This is a genomic window from Microbacterium sp. 22195 (genome assembly GCF_052056515.1).
In the GTDB taxonomy this organism is placed as follows: domain Bacteria; phylum Actinomycetota; class Actinomycetes; order Actinomycetales; family Microbacteriaceae; genus Microbacterium.
This window is the reverse complement of record NZ_JBQEPE010000001.1, coordinates 466,409-485,517: the sequence shown is the minus strand read 5'-3', so window position 1 is coordinate 485,517 and position 19,109 is coordinate 466,409. Positions and strand designations below refer to the sequence as shown.

The following is a 19,109-nucleotide window of genomic DNA, read 5'->3' as shown; positions in this document are numbered from 1 at the left end:
TCTCCTCCGGGAGGGTCGACGATGTCATAAGTCTATCGGGAAGGGCCGGTCGGATCCGTGCCATGGGACAGGTCGTCCCAGGAATCGACGGCGTCCAGCGGCCCGGCATCCGCGTGCCGTGCCTCGGAGAGCTGGTCGTAGCGGCGGGTGCCCGCCTTCCAGCGGTGCGCGGTCGCCAGGACGAAGAGGGATGCCAGCGCCACCACGACCCACGCGCACAGGGCGGCGACGCTCCAGCCGCTGGGCTCGAGGTCGGTCACCATCGCGCCGAGCGCCTTGTCACCGCTGAGGCCGGTCGCCTTCGTGAGAGCAGGGGCGGCGGATGCGAGGGGCGGCGAGGACACGAGCGGCAGCGTTCCGGTGACGAGTGCGACCACGGCGCCGAGGCCGATCACCGCGAAGAGGTAGCGCAGCGCGCGTCCGGCGATGGACAGAGCTCCGCCGAGGGCCAGCACGGCCAGTGACAGCGGCGCGAGCAGCGGCATGGCCTCGGCGCCGGAGACGAGCAGCGGTGCGGCGGCGTCGGAGCGGTGGACGGTGATCCAGGTCTGCGTCGAGGAGATGATGCCGACGCCGCCCGCGAGCAGGAACCCCAGCACCGCGTACATGCGTGCGCGATTCATCTCACTCGCTCTCTGGGACGGTCAGTCCGCGACCGTCGAAGCAGGTGCGCGTGCCGGTGTGGCAGGCGGGTCCGTGCTGGTCGACCGTGAGCAGGATCGTGTCGCCGTCGCAGTCCACGGCTACGGCGTGCACCTTCTGCGTGTTGCCCGAGGTGTCGCCCTTGCGCCAGTACTCCTGCCGCGACCGCGACCAGTACACCGCCCGGCCGCCGGTGAGCGTGCGCCGCAGCGCCTCGGCATCCATCCACGCCAGCATCAGGACCTCGAGCGTGTCGAACTGCTGCACCACCACGGGGGCGAGCCCGTCGGCGTTCCAGGCGACCTTCGAGACATCCGCGTCGAGCGTCGTCATCGCACCACCACCCCGTCGGCGCGCAGTGCGTCCTTCACATCGCCGACCGTCAGCTGTCCGCTGTGGAACACGCTCGCGGCGAGCACGGCATCCGCTCCCGCCTCGATCGCCGGCGGGAAGTGCGCGGCCGTGCCCGCGCCGCCGGAGGCGATCACCGGCACCGAGGAGACCTCGCGCATGAGGCGGACGAGCTCCAGGTCGAATCCGTCCTTCGTGCCGTCGGCGTCGATGGAGTTCACCAGCAGCTCCCCGGCGCCCCGCTCGATGGCCTCGCGCGCCCAGTCCAGGGCGTCCAACGTGGTCTCGGCGCGTCCGCCGTGCGTGGTCACGACGAAGCCCGACTCCGTGGTCGTGGCGCGCTTGATGTCGAGCGAGAGCACCAGCACCTGTGCGCCGAAGCGGTCGGCGATCTCGTCGATCAGCTCCGGACGCGCGATGGCGGCCGAGTTCACGCCGACCTTGTCCGCACCGACCGCGAGCAGTCGCGCCACGTCCTCGACGCTGCGCACTCCCCCGCCCACGGTGAGCGGCACGAACACCTGCTCGGCCGTGCGCTGCACGACGTCGAATGTGGTGGAGCGGTCATCGACCGTGGCGGTGACGTCGAGGAAGGTGATCTCGTCGGCGCCCTGCGCCGCGTAATGCGCGGCCAGCTCCACCGGATCGCCCATGTCGCGCAGATCCTTGAAGTTCACGCCCTTGACCACGCGGCCGGCGGCCACGTCGAGGCACGGGATGACGCGTGCGGCGAGCGTCATCAGAGCCTCGCGGCGTGGATCGCGGTGACGAGGATGGCCCGGGCGCCAAGAGCGTACAGGTCGTCCATCACCTGGTTCATGCCCTTGCGCGGGATCATGACGCGCACGGCGACCCACTCCGGGTCGCGCAGCGGCGAGATCGTCGGCGACTCGCGGCCGCCGGCGATGGCCGTGGCCTGATCGACCAGGTGCGCGGGCAGGTCGTAGTCCAGCAGCACGAAGCGCCGGGCGACCATGACGCCGCGGAGGCGGCGCAGCAGGCGCGCGGTGCCAGGCACGTCTCCCGGCCTGCTGATCAGCACGGCCTCGGACTCGATGATCACAGGGCCGAAGATCTCCAGGCCCGCCTGGCGCAGGGTGGTGCCGGTCTCGACGACATCCGCGATCACATCGGCGACGCCGAGCCGCACCGCTGACTCGACGGCGCCGTCCAGCGGGACGAGCACGGCGTTCACGCCGTGCTCGCGCAGGAAGTCGTCCACCAGGCCCGGGTAGGCGGACGCCACGCGGACGCCCTCCAGATCCTGGATGGTCGAGTACTTCCCGGGAGGCGCGGCGAACCGGAAGGTCGAGCGGGCGAAGCCCAGCTGCTCGATCTCACGCGCGTCGTCCTGGCGCACGTCACGCAGCAGGTCGCGTCCGGTGATCCCCACGTCGAGGGCGCCGGATGCCACGTAGGTCGCGATGTCGCGGGGGCGGAGGTAGAAGAATTCGACGTCGCTGTCGGCGTCGACGACGTGCAGGGTCTTGGGGTCGCGGCGGCCGGCGTACCCGGCCTCCGCGAGCATCTCGGCGGCTGTCTCGGAGAGCGAGCCCTTGTTCGGAACGGCGATACGCAGCATGGATGTCCTTCTGTTCGAGCGGTCGGAGGGGAGCACGCTCACAGATGTCGGTAGACGTCCTCCAGGCTCAGCCCCTTGGCGAGCATCATCACCTGCAGGTGGTAGAGCAGCTGGGAGATCTCCTCAGCCGCGTTCTCGTCGCTCTCGTACTCCGCGGCCATCCACACCTCGGCGGCCTCCTCGACGATCTTCTTGCCGATCGCATGCACGCCGCGGTCCAGCTGCGCGACCGTGCCCGATCCTTCCGGACGGGTCTCGGCGGTGTGCTGGAGCTCGGCGAACAGCTCGTCGAATGTCTTCACGATTCCAGGCTAGCCGCTCGCGCGAGCTCCCGGAGCCGGGTGACGGCCGCAGCGGCGTCCTCGGCGCCGTACACGGCGGACCCCGCGACGAAGGTGTCGGCCCCTGCCCCGGCGGCCTGGGCGATCGTGGACTCGGAGATGCCGCCGTCGACCTGCAGCCAGACGTCCGAGCCGCGACGTGTGGCCTCCTGACGCAGCGCGCGCAGCTTGGGCATGGTCTCGGCCATGAAGCCCTGGCCGCCGAAACCGGGCTCGACGGTCATCACCAGGATCTGGTCGAACTCGTCGAGGATCTCGTACAGGGACTCCCCTGCCGTGCCGGGCTTGATGGCGACGCCGGCGCGCGAGCCGATCGACCGGAGCCGGCGCGCGAGGGCCACCGGATCGGCGGCGGCCTCGAGGTGGAAGGTGACGCTCGCGGCGCCCAGCTCCGCGTAGCCGGGCGCCCAGCGGTCGGGGTCGGTGATCATCAGGTGCACGTCGAGCGGGATGGGACTGGTCGCCTGGATGCGCTCCACCATCTGCGGCCCGAACGTGAGGTTCGGCACGAAATGGTTGTCCATCACGTCGACATGGGCGAAGTCGGCGGTCGCGATCCTGGCGAGGTCCGCCTGCATGTTGACGAAGTCGGCGGCGAGGATGCTGGGGTTGATGCGGGGTGCTTCCGGGAGGCTCATGGCTCATCCTTCCTGGGCGGTGCGCTGCAGCAGCGCGAGGAACATGGCGTCGGTGCCGTGCCGGTGCGGCCAGAGCTGCACGTGCCGGGTGGTGCCGTCGGGGTTCGGGGCGAGGTCGATCGGCACCTCGGACACCTCGTTCATGACGGCCTGGGCATCGAGCTGGGCGACGTCATCCCGTCGGCGGAGGACCTCGCTCACGACGCCGGTGGTCTCCGCCAGGTGCGGTGAGCAGGTCACATAGGCGACGATCCCGCCGGGCGCCAGCGCCCCGATCGCGACGTCCAGCAGCTGCGTCTGCAGCTCGACCAGCTCGGCGACGTCGGCCGGCGACTTGCGCCAGCGCGCCTCGGGGCGGCGGCGCAGGGCGCCCAGGCCCGTGCAGGGCGCATCGACGAGGATGCGGTCGAACGCCCCCGGATGCTGCGCCGCGAACTCCCGGCCGTCCTGCTCGTGCACGGGCACGTCGATCGGCAGGGGGCGGACGGCGTTGCGCACCAGGCCGGCGCGCGCGTGCACCACCTCGTTCGCCTCGAGGTGCGCTCCGTCACGGTGGGCGATGGCGGCGAGCAGAGCGGTCTTGCCGCCGGGCCCGGAGCACAGGTCCAGCCAGCGCTCCCCCGCGCGCACCGGCGCGGCCGCAGCGAGGGCCAGTGCGACGAGCTGCGATCCCTCGTCCTGCACGCGGATGGTGCCGTGGGCATCTCCGATCGCATCACGGGGATCGCCGCCGGGCGAGCCGAACGCCGTCGGCGCGTAGGGCCGGGCGGGCTGTCCGCGCTCCGCCAGCCCGGGCAGCGCGACGAGCGTGACCTCGGGCGAGACGTTGTCCGCAGCGAGCAGGGTCTCCAGCTCGTCGGCACGTCCCTCGGCCGCCAGCGAGCGGCGCAGCGCGCGGATGACCCACACCGGGTGCGCCGTGCGCAGGGACAGCCGCTCGTCATCCGAGCGGGCGCCGGCCTCGATGCGCTCCTGCCAGGTCTCGGCGTCATCGCGACTGATGCGGCGCAGCACGGCGTTCGCGAAGCCCGACGCCCCGCGGCCCACTTCGGAGGCGACGAGGTTCACCGACTCGTTGACCGCAGCATGCGGTGCCACCCGGGTCGCGAGAAGCTGATGCGTGGCGAGCCTGAGAGCGTCGAGCACCGCCGGATCGATGTCGGCCACCGGGCGGCCGGCGGCCTCGGCGATGATCGCGTCGTAGGTCCCGCGCCGCCGGAGCGTGCCGTAGGCGAGTTCGGTGGCCAGCGCGGCATCCTGCCCGTCCAGCTGCGCCTCCACGATGAGCCTGGGCAGCAGCAGGTTGGCGTAGGCGTCGTCGTCGGACACGGCGCGCAGCACGTCATAGGCGACCCACCGGGCGGGCTGGATGCCGCGCTTGCGCGGCGAACCCGCGTCGCGCTGAGCGCCGCTCATGATCCGGCCCTCACCGACTGATCGGCGCGCAGCCCGCGCCACCAGTCGGCAGCGTTCATGGCGCCCTTGCCCGCCGGCTGCACGCGCGTGACCTCGAGCGCGCCGTCGGCCGTGCCGATGAGGACGGCCGCCTTGGTGCCCTGGATCTCGCCGGGAGCGAGTGCGGTGCCATCGGCAGCGGGAGCCGCGGAGAGGATCTTCAGCCGTGCGCCGTCGACGGTCGTGTGCGCGCCCGGCTCAGGGGTGACTCCGCGGTAACGCGAGAACACAGCCGACAACGGCTGCGACCAGTCCAGGTATCCGTCCTCGAGCGCGAGCTTCGGGGCGAGGCTGGACTCGCCCTGCTGCGGGACGGCCACGGCGCTCCCGTCGGCGATGCCGGCGACCACGTCGGCGGTGAGGCCCGCCCCATCCTCCGCGAGGATCCCGAGCGCCGCGTCGGCGGTCGCGTCCGAGGGGATCTCGACCGTGCGCATCGCGAACACGTCACCGGCATCGAGCGCCGGCACCAGCTGGAACACGCTCACGCCCAGTCGGGCGTCGCCGGCGATCAGAGCGCGCTGCACGGGGGCCGCGCCGCGCCACGCCGGCAGCAGCGAGAAGTGCAGGTTGATCCAGCCGTGCGCCGGAGCCGACAGGAGCGGCTCGCGCACGATGCCGCCAAAGGCGACGATCACGCCCAGATCCGCATCCAGCGCGGTGATCCGTGCCGTGGCGTCGTCGTCGAGCCGGGCGGCCTTGATGACCGTCAGCCCCAGCTCTTCGGCGGCTGCGGCGACGGGTGACGGCGTGAGGACGCGCTTGCGGCCGAGTGGCGCGTCCGGTCGGGTGACGACGCCGGCGATCTCGTGGTGTGAGGCGAGGGCGCGCAGCGTGGGGACGGCGACGGCGGGGGTGCCTGCGAAGACGAGGCGCATGAAGGTTCTCCGGTGGGAAGGTCGGTGACGGATCGAGGTGATCGGATGCCGATCAGATCTCCGGTTCGAGGATATCGAGGTGGACCGAGAGCGACACCCGGGGACGTCCGCGCGGGCGCCTGCTCTGCGCGGCATCCGCGATGACGGCGGCGCGCAGCGTGCTCGCCACGCTCTGCCCGGCGGCGTAGGCGAAGCGCACCAGCGCCCGCACCCTGCCGTCGTCGCCGACCGGGAGCGGACCGAGCACGGCCTCCCCGGCGATGCCGATCTGCGCCAGTGCGTCCAGCGCGGTGCGCACGGATGCCGGGAGCCCTTCGAGCTGTGCGACGCGCGTGGTGGGCGGCATGCGCAGCGGGAGCCGCGCCTCCAGCTCGCTGCGGGCGTACGCAGCGGGTGACCAGGTCGCCAGAGCGCGCGCGACGGGCCCGTCCACGCCGACGAGGTGGATGGGAGCGCCCGGCGCTGCGAGAGAGGCCGCGTTGGCCCACCAGCGCAGGCAGGACTCGGCGATGCGCAGTTCAGGCGCCTGCAGCATCCGCGCCCCGTCCAGCAGGATCACGGCCCGGTAGCCGCCTGATGCCAGCGGCTCGGCGCCGCGGGTCGCGACGACGAGTGCGGGTCTGGCATCCACGTGCTGCACGGGGTGAGAGCCGTCGGAGACGATCACGCGCACGCCAGGGAACGCGCGGCCGAGCTCGTCCGCGGTGCGCTCGGTACCGGACGAGGCCAGGCGCACCTGGTCCGAGGAGCAGTTCCCGCAGCGCCAGGAGTTGGCGGAGCGCCCGCACCACCCGCACACGGGCACCGCGCCGCGCCGGCGGGCGCCGAGGGGGCCGCCGCAGTGCGCGCAGCGGGCGGGAGCGCGGCAGGTCGCGCACACCAGTGTCGGCGCGAACCCGGGCCGGGCCACCTGCACCAGCACCGGTCCTTCGGCCGCGGCAGCGCGCGCAGTCGCGAAGGCGCTGGAGGGCACCCGCTGACCGGTCTGCTCGAGCTCCTGCGGTGTGCTCAGGCGCACCTGCGGGATCACGCGCCGCACGGCGGTGACGTCCTGAAGCCATCCGTGCTGCACGAGCCGCTCGGCATCCGTGGAGCGGGTGTGCCCGACGATCAGCAGGGCGCTCCCCTCCTCCTCCTGCCTGACGAGCGCGGCATCCCTGGCGTGCACGTAGGGTGCGAGCGGTTCCGCCAGGAGCGGGTCGCCGTCGTCCCAGATGGCGACGAGCCCCGCCTGCACGGGCGAGTACACCGCGGAGCGGTTGCCCACCACCACGCACGGAGCGCCCCCGAGCGTGCGCAGGAACGCGCGGTAGCGGTCGGGGTTCGTCTGGCGCGCATCGTGCCGCACCACTGCATCCTCGCCGACCAGCGTCGCCAGCGCGGAGAGCAGCAGCTCCTGGTCGCGGTAGTCCGGTACGACCAGCACGCTCGAACGGCCCTCCGCGAGCTGCAGAGCGGCGGCCGACGCCAGCAGCAGCGCCCACCCGGGGAGGTCGTCCTGCAGCACCGGGATCGCCTCGACAGCGGCGCGGCCCGAGCCGGAGAGCACCGCATCGAGACCGTCGTACGCCGCCGTGACGGCACGGGCGCGGTCCACGGCGTCGCTGCTCGGCGGGGCGCACGGTTCCGGCTCCTGCCAGGACTTCTCGACCCGCACCTGCCGCTTGGGGATCGCGAGACGCAGGATGTCGGAGGCGGAACCGGCTGCGCGGTCGGCGGCCTTGCGGGCGAGCCGGTACAGTCTCTCGGGCATGACCTCGACGGTCGAGACGACGCTCTCGATCTCGGACAGCGTGCGGGTGGCATCCGGCTCCACGTCGAGCTCGACGATGTAGCCGTCGATCACGCGACCCGCGGTGCGCAGCGGCGCCTTGACCCGCATGCCGGGACCGACCTCGCCGACGTCCTTCGGGAGGGCGTAGTCGAACAGCCGGTCCAGCTGAGGCAGCGGCGAGTCGATCAGCACCCGCGCGATCCGCCGAGCGTCCCCCGACCGCCCGGTGTCTACGGATGTCGCCTCGGTCGGCGTCGCCTCGGGCACCGTGGACACGGCGTCCCTCAGACGCCGGCGGCGCGACGCAGCTCGTCGGCGCGGTCGGTGCGCTCCCAGGTGAACTCGGGCAGCTCACGGCCGAAGTGCCCGTACGCGGCGGTCTTGGCGTAGATCGGGCGCAGCAGATCCAGCTCCTCGATGATCGCCTGCGGGCGCAAGTCGAACACCGACTCGATCGCGCTCGTGATCACGTCGTCCGACACTGTGCCGGTGCCGAAGGTCTCGACGTACAGGCCCACCGGGCGAGCCACGCCGATCGCATAGGCGACCTGCACCTCCGCGCGCTCGGCGAGGCCGGCCGCGACGACGTTCTTGGCGACCCAGCGCATCGCGTAGGCGCCCGAGCGGTCGACCTTGGACGGGTCCTTGCCGCTGAACGCTCCGCCGCCGTGCCTGGCGGCGCCGCCGTAGGTGTCGATGATGATCTTGCGGCCGGTCAGGCCCGCATCACCCTTGGGACCACCGGTGACGAACGGGCCGGCCGGGTTGATGTAGTACTTCAGATCGGGAGCGAGGTCGAGTCCGGTCTGCGCGAGCACGGGGTCGATGACCTTCTCGCGAACGAGCGCCTGCAGCTCGTCCTGCGCGATGTCCGGGTGGTGCTGCGTGGAGAGCACGACGGCGTCGACCGTCTTGGGGGTGTAGCCGTCGTAGCCGAGCGTGACCTGGGTCTTGCCGTCGGGGCGCAGGAACGCCAGCTCGCCCGAGCGGCGCACCTCGGTGAGACGCTCGGCGATGCGATGCGCGGTCCAGGCCGCCATCGGCATGAGCTGCGGTGTCTCGTTCGTCGCGAAGCCGAACATGATGCCCTGGTCGCCGGCGCCGAGCTCGTCGCGCGGGTCGGTGGAGCCGCCGTCGCGGCGCTCCTGCGCGTTGTCGACGCCGTTGGCGATGTCCGTCGACTGCTCCCCCACCGAGACGGTGACGCCGCAGGACGAACCGTCGAAGCCCGTGTCGCTGGAGGTGTAGCCGATGCCGTTGACCACGTCGCGGACGATGGTGGGGATGTCGACGTATCCGTCGGTGCGGATCTCACCCGCGACGTGCACGAGGCCCGTCGTCACGAGCGTCTCCACGGCGACGCGGGAGCCGCGGTCGACGGAGAGCAGCCCGTCGAGCACGCTGTCGGAGATCTGATCGCAGATCTTGTCGGGGTGCCCCTCGGTGACGGATTCGGACGTGAACAGGCGCAGCGCGCTCATCGGTTCTCCAAAGCGGGAAGATCGGGGCGGGTCGGGTTCGGCTCACCCGCGTGTGTTGCAGGCCCAGTGTGCAGGAAGCCGCCGACATCCGGGTGTGGACGTCGGCGGCTCACAGGGTGCGGAGTGTCACTCGGCGTGACGGATCCGGAGCTTGTCCTCGTTGATCTCGTGCAGCGCGATCGTGAGCGGCTTGTCCTCGACGGACGAGTCCACCAGCGGGCCCACGTTGTCGAAGAGGTTCCCCTCGTGGAGGTCGGAGTAGTAGTCGTTGATCTGACGGGCGCGCTTGGACGCGTAGATCACGAGCTCGTACTTCGACTCGACGCGCTCGAGAAGGTTGTCGATGGGCGGGTCGATGATTCCCTGGTTGGTTCCAGCCATGGTGGACCTCCTGGTCGGGCGACGCTGTCGTCGGATGACGACGTGTCGCGAAGTCGGTTTCGGGCGCGCGCGAGCGTTCAGCGCGAAGAGCCCGTGGACAATTCTACGACCTCTCGCGCCGCGGTGGCGACGTCGGCGTTCACGACGAGGTAATCGAACTCGTTCTGCGCCGCCAGTTCGGTGCGCGCGGTGCGCAGCCGCCGGGCGCGCTCCTCGGCGTCCTCGGTCCCCCGGCCGACCAGCCGGTTCACCAGCTCGTCCCAGGACGGCGGCAGCAGGAACACCAGCGACGCCGAGGGCTCCGCCGCCCGCACCTGCCTGGCGCCCTGCAGGTCGATCTCCAGCAGCACGGTCCTCCCGGCGGCCAGAGCCTCATCCACGGGCCCGCGGGGCGTGCCGTACCGGTACTTGTTGTGCACCGTGGCGTGCTCGAGGAGCCGCCCGTCGGCGATCATGCGGTCGAACTCCGCGTCGTCGACGAAGAAGTAGTGCACGCCGTCGACCTCCCCCGGGCGCGGCGCCCGCGTGGTCGCCGACACCGAGAGGTGGATCTCCGGGTACTGCTCGCGGATCTGCGCGGCGACCGTGCCCTTGCCCACGGCGGTCGGGCCCGCCAGCACGAGCAGCCGGCTGCGACCCGGACGAGCGGTGTGCGGCGGGAAGCGCCGGTCCAGCCACTCCGACAGCGCGGCGAGCTGGCGAACGCCGAGACCGCCCAGGCGCTTCACCGGCGAGATGTGCAGCTCCTCGAGGATCCGGTCGCGCTTGCCGGCCCCGATGGCGGGCAGCGCCATCAGGAAGTCGGTGATGCGCAGGGTCGCGGCATCCGATTCGGCATCCTCGACCGCGCGCCGCAGGACGTCCTGCGGCGCGGTCACCCGGGTCGTGAGGTCCCGCTTCAGCGCGGCCCGCGCACGCCGACGCTGCAGTGCACGTCGCGATGCGGCGGCACGATCCACCTCGGGGACGACTCGACCTTCAGCCACGGAGAACCTCCTGATATCGCGCGGCGCGCTCACTGATGACGGCCGCGATGCCTGCGGGGCCGGCGCCGAGGATGCTGCGGCTCTCGCTCGCGAGCACCTGTCCCGCCGTCGCCCCGAAACGGGTGATCAGATCCTCTGGCGTGGCGCCCTGCGCTCCGAACCCGGGGGCGAGGATCGGCGTGCCGCCGAGGACCTCGTCGCCGAGGCCCACCTCGTCACGGTCGACGGTGGCGCCGATCACGAGACCGACCGGCCCGAGACCGCCCTCGAACGCCGGCGATCCGTTGGCCCAGGCCACGTCCCTCGCCACCCTCCTGGCGACCGTCTGGTCCTCCTCGGAGGCGACGTCCACGGTGCGCGCGGTCTGCAGCGAGGCGGCTTCGGGGTTGCTGGTCGCCGCCAGGACGAACACGCCCTTGTCCGCGCGCACGGCCGTCGTGATGGTCTCGCGCAGGGAGTCCGGGCCCAGATACGGGCTGATGGTCACGGCGTCCGATTCCAGGGGCGAGCCCGGCTCGAGCCATGCCGACGCGTAGCCGGCCATCGTCGAGCCGATGTCGCCGCGCTTGGCGTCGGACAGCACGATCAGGCCGGCCGCGCGTGCGGCCGCGATCACCTCTTCGAGGGCGGCGAAGCCCTTCGAGCCGAAGCGCTCGAAGAACGCCACCTGCGGCTTGACGACGCCCGCCCGGCCGGCGGCGGCCTCGACCACCGCCAGACCGAACGCGCGCAGACCGTCCGCGTCCTGCGTCAGCCCCCACTGCTCCAGGAGCGCCGCGTGCGGGTCGATGCCCACGCACAGCGGGCCGTACGCGTCGAGAGCCGCACGCAGGCGCGTTCCGAAGGGAGTGCTCACTCGGCGGCCTGCCGATCCAGCTCGTACTCCTGCAGGCTGCGCACCGAGAAGCCCTCGTTCGCCGCGTCCATGCCGCTGACGGCCGCGCCGAGCACCGCCATCGTGGTGAACAGCGCCTTGTCCGCCGCGACCGCGGCCGCGCGGATCTCGTAGCCGTCGGCGCGGGCCGCGCCTCCGCTGGGCGTGTTGACGATGATGTCGATCTCGCCGTCGTTGATCAGATCGACGATGTTGCGCTCACCGTTCCCCTGCGTCTCGCTGTACTTGGCCGCGAGGGCGACCTGGATGCCGTTGCGGGAAAGGATCTCGGCGGTGCCCTCGGTGGCCACCAGCGAGAAGCCCAGCTGCGCGAGACGGTGGGCGGGCAGGATGACGTCGCGCTTGTCCGAGTCGGCCACCGAGATGAACACGGTGCCCGAGGTGGGCATCCCGCCGTACGCGGCGGCCTGGCTCTTGGCGAACGCGGTCGGGAAATCGGCCGCGATGCCCATCACCTCGCCGGTGGAGCGCATCTCCGGGCCGAGCACCGAGTCGACGACCTTGCCGTCGTGCGTGCGGAAGCGCTTGAACGGCAGCACCGCCTCCTTCACGGCGATCGGGGCGCCCAGCGGCACGCTCGAACCGTCCTGCGCGGGAAGCATCCCCTCCGCGATGAGTTCGGCGATGCTCGCCCCCGCCATCACGCGGCTGGCGGCCTTCGCCATCGGCACGCCCAGCGCCTTGGAGACGAACGGCACCGTGCGGCTGGCGCGCGGGTTCGCCTCGATGACGTAGAGCACGCCGGCGCTGATCGCGAACTGCACGTTCAGCAGGCCGCGGACGCCCACGCCCTCGGCGATCGCGAGCGTCGCCGCCCGCACCCGCTCGATCTGCGTGCGACCGAGCGAGATCGGCGGCAGGGTGCAGCTCGAGTCGCCGGAGTGGATGCCGGCCTCCTCGAGGTGCTCCATGATCCCGCCGATGTACAGGTCGGTGCCGTCGTACAGCGCGTCGACGTCCAGCTCGATCGCGTCGTCGAGGAAGCGATCCACCAGCAGGGGCTTGCCCTCCTCGATGACGACGTTGCCCGCGGTGCGGACGAAGTAGTCGCGCAGGGATGCCGTGTCGTAGACGATCTCCATGCCGCGGCCGCCGAGCACGAAGCTCGGGCGCACCAGCACCGGGTAGCCGATCTCCTCGGCGATGCGCACCGCGCCGTCGACGTCGATCGCCGTGCCGTTGCGCGGCGCGACCAGGCCCGCATCGTCCAGCAGCCGGGAGAACAGCTCCCGCTCCTCGGCGAGGTCGATCGCGGCGGGGCTGGTGCCCAGCACCGTGTAGCCCGCAGCCTCGATGCCCTTGGCCAGGCCCAGCGGCGTCTGGCCGCCGAGCTGGCACACCACGCCCAGGATCGTCCCGCTCTGCGCCTCGGCGTCGAGCACCTCGAGCACGTCCTCGAGCGTGAGCGGCTCGAAGTACAGCCGGTCCGAGGTGTCGTAGTCGGTGGACACGGTCTCGGGGTTGCAGTTGACCATGACGGTCTCGTATCCGGCATCCGACAGGGCGAACGACGCGTGCACGCAGGAGTAGTCGAACTCGACGCCTTGCCCGATGCGGTTCGGTCCGGAGCCGATGATGACCACCTTGGTGCGCTCGGACGGCGCCACCTCGGTCTCGAAGTCGTAGCTCGAGTAGTGGTACGGCGTGAGCGCGGGGAACTCGCCCGCGCAGGTGTCCACGGTCTTGTAGACCGGGCGCAGGCCCAGGGCGTGACGGATGCCGCGCACCTCGGGCTCGCTGATGCCGCGGAGCTGCGCGATCTGGGCATCCGAGAAGCCGTGCTCCTTGGCGTGCCGCAGGGTGGCGGCGTCCAGCTCCGCCGCCTGTGCGACGGTCTCGGCGACCTCGTTGATCAGCACGATCTGGTCGAGGAACCAGGGGTCCATCGCCGTGGCGTCGAACGCCTGCTCGATCGTGGCGCCCTTGCGCAGCGCCTGCTGCAGCACGACGATCCGGCCGTCGGTGGGGGTCTTCGCGATCTCCAGCAGCTCCTCGACCGAGCGATCTTCGGGGCCCCAGTGGAACGACGAGCCGCGCTGCTCGAGAGAGCGCAGCGCCTTCTGCAGCGCGGTCGTGTAGTTGCGGCCGATGGCCATGGCCTCGCCCACCGACTTCATGGTGGTGGTGAGGGTGGCGTCCGCGGCGGGGAACTTCTCGAACGCGAAGCGCGGCACTTTGACGACCACGTAGTCGAGCGTGGGCTCGAAGCTGGCGGGCGTCACGCCGGTGATGTCGTTCGGGATCTCGTCGAGGCGGTAGCCGAGCGCGAGCTTGGCGGCGAGCTTGGCGATCGGGAAGCCGGTGGCCTTCGAAGCCAGGGCCGATGAGCGCGAGACGCGCGGGTTCATCTCGATGACGATGATGCGCCCGTTGGTCGGGTCGACCGCGAACTGGATGTTGCAGCCGCCGGTGTCCACGCCCACGGCGCGGATGATGTCGATAGAGATGTCGCGCATCTTCTGGTACTCGCGGTCGGTGAGGGTGAGCGCCGGCGCGACCGTGATCGAGTCGCCGGTGTGCACGCCGACCGGGTCGACGTTCTCGATGGAGCAGACCACGACCGTGTTGTCGGCCGTGTCGCGCATGAGCTCGAGCTCGTACTCCTTCCAGCCCAGGATCGACTCCTCCAGCAGCACCTCGGTGGTGGGCGAGTCATGCAGGCCGGCGCCGCCGATGCGGCGCAGGTCCGCCTCGTCGAACGCGAAGCCGGAGCCCAGGCCGCCCATGGTGAAGGAGGGACGGACCACCAGCGGGTAGCCGAGCTCGGCCGCACCGGCGAGCAGCTCGTCCATGGTGTGGCAGATGACCGACTTGGCGACGTCCGCGCCGGCCTCGATCACGAGCTCCTTGAAGATCTGGCGGTCCTCGCCCTTCCGGATGGCGTCGACCTTCGCGCCGATCAGCTCGACGTCGTACTTCTCCAGGATGCCGCGCTCGTGCAGCGCCATGGCGGCGTTCAGCGCGGTCTGCCCGCCGAGGGTCGGCAGGATCGCGTCGGGCTTCTCCTTCGCGATGATCGTCTCGATCACCTCGGGGGTGATCGGCTCGATGTAGGTGGCGTCGGCGAAGTCGGGGTCGGTCATGATGGTGGCCGGGTTGGAGTTCACCAGGATGACGCGCACGCCCTCCTCGCGCAGCACCCGGCACGCCTGGGTGCCGGAGTAGTCGAACTCGCAGGCCTGGCCGATCACGATCGGGCCGGAGCCGATGACCAGAACGGATGTGATGTCGTCGCGCTTCGGCATTACTCAGCGTCCTTTCCGGCGATGTCTGCGAGGACCAGGTCGCGGAACCTGGCGAAGAGGTAGTGGGCGTCGTGGGGGCCTGCGGCCGCCTCGGGGTGGTACTGCACGGAGAAGGCGGGGATGTCGTGGGCACGCAGTCCCTCGACCACCTGGTCGTTCAGACCGACGTGGCTGACCTCGACGGTGCCGTACCCGTTGGGGCTGGCGAAGGTGCCGTCCAGGGGCGCCTCGACGGCGAATCCGTGGTTGTGCGCGGTGATCTCGACCCGGCCGGTCGCCCGGTCGAGCACCGGCTGGTTGATGCCGCGGTGGCCGAAGGTGAGCTTGTAGGTGCCGAGCCCCAGGGCGCGCCCGAACAGCTGGTTGCCGAAGCAGATGCCGAAGTACGGCAGCTTCGCGTCGAGAACCTGCCGCAGCACGGCGACCTGGCTGTCGGATGCCGAGGGGTCTCCGGGGCCGTTCGAGTAGAACACTCCGACCGGGTCGACGGCCTGGATGTCGGCGAAGCTCGCCGACTGCGGCAGGACGTGCACGTCGAATCCGAGGCGGGCGAGGTTGTCGAGCGTGGACTGCTTGACACCCAGGTCGAGCACCGCGAGGTTGCCGATGCGCTCGCCCTCGGCGGGGATCACGGTGGGCTCGCTGACCGAGACCTCTGCGGAGAGGTTCTGGCCGGCCATCTGCGGGGCGTCGGTGACGCGACGCAGCTGCTCCTCGGCATCCAGGTCGGCGTCGGGGCCGGAGAAGATCCCGCCGCGCATGGACCCGGTGTCGCGGATGCGCCGGGTGAGCGCCCGGGTGTCGATGCCGCTGATGCCGACGATGCCGTCGCGCACCAGCACGTCGTCGAGCGACTCCTCGGCGCGCCAGTTGGACACACGGCGCGCGGGGTCGCGCACGATGTAGCCGGCGACCCAGATGCGCGCGGACTCGTCGTCCTCGCGGTTCATGCCGGTGTTGCCGATGTGCGGCGCGGTCTGAAGCACGATCTGGCCGGCGTACGACGGGTCGGTGAGGGTCTCCTGGTAGCCGGTCATGCCGGTGGCGAAGACGACCTCGCCCAGGGTGGTGCCGACGGCGCCGTAGGCGCGGCCGGTGAAGCGGGTGCCGTCCTCGAGGACGAGCACGGCGGACGTCAGCGGGGACGGCGCCCCGGTGGTGGGAATGGTCAAGACTGCTCTCCGTTCTCGGAGCCGGCGCTCAGGCGCTGCAGCTGCGGGAGGATCTGCTGCGGCCCGACGGATGCGGGACGCAGGAAGGAATCTACGATGGTGCCCTCGGCGACCCGCCAGACGAGGCGGATCAGGCCGTTCGGCTCGACGACGCGGTCGATGGCGACCGTCGCGAGGTCGGCTGCGAGCAGCCGTTCGGATGCGATGAAGACGGTGGGAGATCCGTCCAGGCTGAGCGCCACTCCCCTGTCGGTGAGCACGAGCTCGCCACGGGCGCGGTACGTCAGCGCCTTCATCGCGATGCGCTCCAGGGGCTGATCGTGGACGGTCGTCGCGACGTACAGGACTTCGTGGCGATCGATCACGTCAGCGTGCTCCGGGACTCCGAGGGGCGCGGTCAGCGCGGAGTCCCGGCTGATGCGTCGTCGCCAGGCGAGGAACATCGCGGCGAGGATCACGAGCGCGACGGCGATCGTGATCAGCACTGCCCCTTCACGGGTCATACCAGCTCCCGCACGAGCTGCCCGTCGTCCACCGTCACGACGCCGCCGTGGACCGTCCACTGCACGCGCCCGGGAAGTTCGCGACCGAGGTACGGCGAGTTGTGGCTGCGTCCGTGCAGGTCGGCCTCGGTGAACACACCGGGGACGCTCGGGTCGTAGAGGGTGACGTGCGCCGGAGCGCCGACCTCCAGCGAGCCGAACCCCTGGAGCTGTCCGATGCCCGCGGGCGCCGAGCTCATGACGCGAGCGACGTCGGCCCAGTCCAGCATCCCGGTGGCGACCATCGACTGGTGCACGACGCGGAGCGCGCTCTCCAGCCCGACCATGCCGTTGGCGGCGACCTGCCACTCGCAGGCCTTGTTCTCGGCCGGGTGGGGGGCGTGGTCGGTGGCGACGATGTCGATCGTGCCGTCCGCCAGGCCCTCGCGGACGGCGGTGACGTCCTCGGCGGTGCGCAGCGGCGGGTTGACCTTGTATCGCGCGTCGTAGTCGCGGACCAGCTCGTCGGTCAGCAGCAGGTGGTGCGGCGTGACCTCGGCGGTGACGCGGATGCCGCGCTTCTTGGCCCACCGGATGATGTCGACCGAGCCCGCCGTGGACAGGTGGCAGACGTGCAGCCGCGAGCCGACGTGCTCGGCGAGCAGCACGTCACGGGCGATGATCGACTCCTCGGCGACCGCCGGCCATCCGGCCAGGCCCAGCTCTGCGGAGACGATGCCCTCGTTCATCTGGGCGCCGTCGGTCAGGCGCGGGTCCTGGGCGTGCTGCGCGATGACGCCGTCGAACGCCTTGACGTACTCGAGCGCGCGACGCATGATCAGCGGGTCCCAGACGCAGAAGCCGTCGTCGCTGAAGACCCGGACGCGAGCGCGGGATCCGGCCATCGCCCCGAGCTCGGCAAGACGCTCGCCCTTCTGCCCGACGGTGACGGCGCCGATCGGCTGCACCGTGGCGTAGCCGGCGGCCTCGCCGAGGGCGAGCTCCTGCTCGACCACGCCGGCCGTGTCGGCCACGGGCTGGGTGTTCGGCATGGCGAAAACGGCGGTGAATCCGCCCGCGGCGGCCGCCTGGGTGCCCGTCAGCACGGTCTCGGATGCCTCGAAACCGGGCTCGCGGAGGTGCGTGTGCAGGTCGACCAGTCCGGGCAGGGCGACGAGGCCGGCAGCATCGATGACGCGCGCACCGCTGCGGGTGAGGCCGGCACCGATCTCGACGATGACGCCATCCTCGATCGCGATGTCGGCGCTGCCGCCACCGAGCAGCTGGGCTCCGGTGATGACGAGGTTCCGGTTCACTTCGCTTCTCCTCGTTCGTCGATGCGCTCCCCCGCCAGCAGCAGGTAGAGCACGGCCATGCGCACCGAGACGCCGTTGGTGACCTGCTCCAGCACGGTCGAGCGTGCGGAGTCTGCGGCCTCGGAGGAGATCTCCAGACCGCGGTTCATGGGGCCGGGGTGCATCACGATGCTACTCTCGGGCAGCGTCGCGGCCCGCAGTGCGTCGAGGCCCCACAGCCGGGAGTACTCGCGCTCGGTCGGGAAGAACGCCGCGTGCATGCGCTCCACCTGGATGCGGAGCATCATGACGGCATCCGGACCCTCTGCCAGCGCCTGATCCAGGTCGTAGAGCACGCGCACCGGCCACTGCGAGACGTTCTGCGGCACGAGCGTCGGCGGTGTGACCAGCGTCACCTCGGCGCCCAGGGTCGACAGCAGCCAGACGTTGGAGCGCGCGACCCGCGAGTGCAGCACGTCGCCCACGATGACGACGCGGAGCCCGCTCAGGTCGCGGCCGCGGCTGTCGGCGCCGTACCGGCGCTTGCGGATCGTGAACGCGTCCAGAAGAGCCTGCGTGGGGTGCTCGTGCGTTCCGTCGCCGGCGTTCACGACGCCGGCGGAGATCCAGCCGCTGGTGGCGAGCGTGCGGGGGGCGCCGGATGCCGAGTGGCGGATCACCACGGCGTCTGCTCCCATCGCCTCCAGGGTCTGCGCGGTGTCCTTCAGGCTCTCGCCCTTGGAGACGCTGGATCCCTTGGCGGAGAAGTTGATCACGTCCGCGGAGAGTCGCTTGGCAGCGGCCTCGAACGAGATGCGGGTGCGCGTGGAGTCCTCGAAGAAGAGGTTCACGACCGTCTTGCCGAGCAGGGTCGGAAGCTTCTTGATCTGCCGGGACTGGGTCTCGGCCATGTCCTCGGCCACGTCGAGGACGCGCAGCGCCTCGTCCCGGTCGAGACTGCGGGTGTCGAGCAGGTGCCTCATGATTCGATCGTCACCTCATCGGCGCCGTCGAGCTCCTTGAGGCGGACGTTCACGCGCTCCGTGCGCGAGGACGGGATGTTCTTGCCCACGAAGTCGGGGCGGATCGGCAGCTCGCGATGACCGCGGTCCACGAGGATCGCCAGACGGACGACCGACGGACGTCCGATGGACTGGATCGCGTCGAGCGCGGCGCGGATGCTGCGCCCGGAGAAGAGGACGTCGTCCACCAGCACGACCGTCTTGCCGTCGATGCCGCCCTCGGGGATCTCGGTGCGCTTGGGCGCACGGGTCGGGTGCTTGGACAGATCGTCCCGGTACAGCGTGATGTCGATGGAGCCGACCGGGATCTCGGTGTCGGCGATGCCGGCGATGATGGGGCCGAGCCGATCGGCGAGCGTCACCCCGCGGGTCGGAATGCCGAGAAGGACCAGTCCTTCGGCGCCGCGGTTGGATTCGAGGATCTCATGGGCGATGCGCGTCAGCGCACGCGCGATATCGGCTTCTTGCAGCACTGTCCGTGCGGCCATC

Annotated in this window: 19 protein-coding genes; all 19 read right to left on the bottom strand. The window is 71.2% G+C overall.

Features of this window, described 5'->3' with window-relative positions:
• Window positions 1–32: 32 nt before the first annotated feature.
• The gene (locus tag ACTJJ4_RS02380) at window positions 33–623 is read right to left on the bottom strand and encodes a Trp biosynthesis-associated membrane protein (RefSeq protein WP_440941850.1); all 591 of its coding nucleotides are present in this window, start codon (window positions 621–623) and stop codon (window positions 33–35) included.
• Between the two features lies 1 nt (window position 624).
• Window positions 625–975 (bottom strand): phosphoribosyl-AMP cyclohydrolase, encoded by a 351-nt coding sequence (gene hisI / locus ACTJJ4_RS02375; RefSeq protein ID WP_440941849.1) that lies wholly within the window; start codon window positions 973–975, stop codon window positions 625–627.
• Window positions 972–1,733, bottom strand: a complete 762-nt coding sequence (gene hisF / locus ACTJJ4_RS02370; RefSeq protein WP_440941848.1) for an imidazole glycerol phosphate synthase subunit HisF — start codon at window positions 1,731–1,733, stop codon at window positions 972–974. Before hisF ends, hisI begins: the two co-directional genes overlap by 4 nt.
• Window positions 1,733–2,575: an ATP phosphoribosyltransferase gene (hisG, locus tag ACTJJ4_RS02365; protein ID WP_440941847.1), complete on the bottom strand. Its 843-nt coding sequence runs from the start codon at window positions 2,573–2,575 to the stop codon at window positions 1,733–1,735. Before hisG ends, hisF begins: the two co-directional genes overlap by 1 nt.
• 38 nt (window positions 2,576–2,613) lie before the next feature.
• Window positions 2,614–2,877, bottom strand: a complete 264-nt coding sequence (locus ACTJJ4_RS02360) for a phosphoribosyl-ATP diphosphatase (RefSeq protein ID WP_285632201.1) — start codon at window positions 2,875–2,877, stop codon at window positions 2,614–2,616.
• On the bottom strand, window positions 2,874–3,554 hold the full coding sequence (rpe, locus tag ACTJJ4_RS02355; RefSeq protein ID WP_440941846.1) for a ribulose-phosphate 3-epimerase: 681 nt from the start codon (window positions 3,552–3,554) through the stop codon (window positions 2,874–2,876). Before rpe ends, ACTJJ4_RS02360 begins: the two co-directional genes overlap by 4 nt.
• A gap of 3 nt (window positions 3,555–3,557) precedes the next feature.
• Entirely contained in the window at window positions 3,558–4,970 is a 1,413-nt protein-coding gene (locus tag ACTJJ4_RS02350) for an RsmB/NOP family class I SAM-dependent RNA methyltransferase (RefSeq protein ID WP_440941845.1), read from the bottom strand.
• Window positions 4,967–5,887, bottom strand: a complete 921-nt coding sequence (fmt, locus tag ACTJJ4_RS02345) for a methionyl-tRNA formyltransferase (RefSeq protein WP_440941844.1) — start codon at window positions 5,885–5,887, stop codon at window positions 4,967–4,969. The genes ACTJJ4_RS02350 and fmt overlap by 4 nt, the downstream gene beginning before the upstream one ends.
• A gap of 52 nt (window positions 5,888–5,939) precedes the next feature.
• Window positions 5,940–7,853 (bottom strand): primosomal protein N', encoded by a 1,914-nt coding sequence (locus tag ACTJJ4_RS02340; protein ID WP_440942806.1) that lies wholly within the window; start codon window positions 7,851–7,853, stop codon window positions 5,940–5,942.
• A gap of 92 nt (window positions 7,854–7,945) precedes the next feature.
• Complete coding sequence (metK, locus tag ACTJJ4_RS02335; protein WP_440941843.1) at window positions 7,946–9,142, bottom strand: methionine adenosyltransferase; 1,197 nt, start codon at window positions 9,140–9,142, stop codon at window positions 7,946–7,948.
• Window positions 9,143–9,268: 126 nt separating this feature from the next.
• The gene (gene rpoZ, locus ACTJJ4_RS02330; RefSeq protein WP_179410807.1) at window positions 9,269–9,523 is read right to left on the bottom strand and encodes a DNA-directed RNA polymerase subunit omega; all 255 of its coding nucleotides are present in this window, start codon (window positions 9,521–9,523) and stop codon (window positions 9,269–9,271) included.
• 77 nt (window positions 9,524–9,600) lie between these two features.
• Window positions 9,601–10,509 (bottom strand): guanylate kinase, encoded by a 909-nt coding sequence (gene gmk / locus ACTJJ4_RS02325; protein ID WP_440941842.1) that lies wholly within the window; start codon window positions 10,507–10,509, stop codon window positions 9,601–9,603.
• On the bottom strand, window positions 10,502–11,365 hold the full coding sequence (gene pyrF / locus ACTJJ4_RS02320; RefSeq protein ID WP_440941841.1) for an orotidine-5'-phosphate decarboxylase: 864 nt from the start codon (window positions 11,363–11,365) through the stop codon (window positions 10,502–10,504). The genes gmk and pyrF overlap by 8 nt, the downstream gene beginning before the upstream one ends.
• Window positions 11,362–14,649, bottom strand: a complete 3,288-nt coding sequence (gene carB / locus ACTJJ4_RS02315; protein WP_440941840.1) for a carbamoyl-phosphate synthase large subunit — start codon at window positions 14,647–14,649, stop codon at window positions 11,362–11,364. The genes pyrF and carB overlap by 4 nt, the downstream gene beginning before the upstream one ends.
• Window positions 14,649–15,821, bottom strand: coding sequence for a glutamine-hydrolyzing carbamoyl-phosphate synthase small subunit (gene carA / locus ACTJJ4_RS02310; RefSeq protein WP_440941839.1), 1,173 nt, complete (start codon window positions 15,819–15,821; stop codon window positions 14,649–14,651). Before carA ends, carB begins: the two co-directional genes overlap by 1 nt.
• Window positions 15,818–16,324, bottom strand: a complete 507-nt coding sequence (locus ACTJJ4_RS02305; protein WP_292703061.1) for a PH-like domain-containing protein — start codon at window positions 16,322–16,324, stop codon at window positions 15,818–15,820. The genes carA and ACTJJ4_RS02305 overlap by 4 nt, the downstream gene beginning before the upstream one ends.
• Window positions 16,321–17,619 carry a dihydroorotase gene (locus ACTJJ4_RS02300; protein WP_440941838.1) on the bottom strand — a complete coding sequence of 433 codons (1,299 nt, stop codon included), beginning with the start codon at window positions 17,617–17,619 and terminating at the stop codon, window positions 16,321–16,323. Before ACTJJ4_RS02300 ends, ACTJJ4_RS02305 begins: the two co-directional genes overlap by 4 nt.
• Complete coding sequence (locus tag ACTJJ4_RS02295; RefSeq protein WP_440941837.1) at window positions 17,616–18,581, bottom strand: aspartate carbamoyltransferase catalytic subunit; 966 nt, start codon at window positions 18,579–18,581, stop codon at window positions 17,616–17,618. The genes ACTJJ4_RS02300 and ACTJJ4_RS02295 overlap by 4 nt, the downstream gene beginning before the upstream one ends.
• Entirely contained in the window at window positions 18,578–19,108 is a 531-nt protein-coding gene (gene pyrR / locus ACTJJ4_RS02290) for a bifunctional pyr operon transcriptional regulator/uracil phosphoribosyltransferase PyrR (RefSeq protein ID WP_440941836.1), read from the bottom strand. The genes ACTJJ4_RS02295 and pyrR overlap by 4 nt, the downstream gene beginning before the upstream one ends.
• Between the last annotated feature and the right edge of the window lies 1 nt (window position 19,109).

Bases quoted from the DNA above. Each gene is read 5' to 3' on its own strand.
- ACTJJ4_RS02380 (WP_440941850.1), bottom strand. From the start codon at position 623: ATGAATCGCGCACGCATGTACGCGGTGCTGGGGTTCCTGCTCGCGGGC.
- hisI (WP_440941849.1), bottom strand. From the start codon at position 975: ATGACGACGCTCGACGCGGATGTCTCGAAGGTCGCCTGGAACGCCGAC.
- hisF (WP_440941848.1), bottom strand. From the start codon at position 1,733: ATGACGCTCGCCGCACGCGTCATCCCGTGCCTCGACGTGGCCGCCGGC.
- hisG (WP_440941847.1), bottom strand. From the start codon at position 2,575: ATGCTGCGTATCGCCGTTCCGAACAAGGGCTCGCTCTCCGAGACAGCC.
- rpe (WP_440941846.1), bottom strand. From the start codon at position 3,554: ATGAGCCTCCCGGAAGCACCCCGCATCAACCCCAGCATCCTCGCCGCC.
- ACTJJ4_RS02350 (WP_440941845.1), bottom strand. From the start codon at position 4,970: ATGAGCGGCGCTCAGCGCGACGCGGGTTCGCCGCGCAAGCGCGGCATC.
- fmt (WP_440941844.1), bottom strand. From the start codon at position 5,887: ATGCGCCTCGTCTTCGCAGGCACCCCCGCCGTCGCCGTCCCCACGCTG.
- metK (WP_440941843.1), bottom strand. From the start codon at position 9,142: ATGAGCGCGCTGCGCCTGTTCACGTCCGAATCCGTCACCGAGGGGCAC.
- rpoZ (WP_179410807.1), bottom strand. From the start codon at position 9,523: ATGGCTGGAACCAACCAGGGAATCATCGACCCGCCCATCGACAACCTT.
- carB (WP_440941840.1), bottom strand. From the start codon at position 14,649: ATGCCGAAGCGCGACGACATCACATCCGTTCTGGTCATCGGCTCCGGC.
- ACTJJ4_RS02305 (WP_292703061.1), bottom strand. From the start codon at position 16,324: ATGACCCGTGAAGGGGCAGTGCTGATCACGATCGCCGTCGCGCTCGTG.
- ACTJJ4_RS02295 (WP_440941837.1), bottom strand. From the start codon at position 18,581: ATGAGGCACCTGCTCGACACCCGCAGTCTCGACCGGGACGAGGCGCTG.
- pyrR (WP_440941836.1), bottom strand. From the start codon at position 19,108: ATGGCCGCACGGACAGTGCTGCAAGAAGCCGATATCGCGCGTGCGCTG.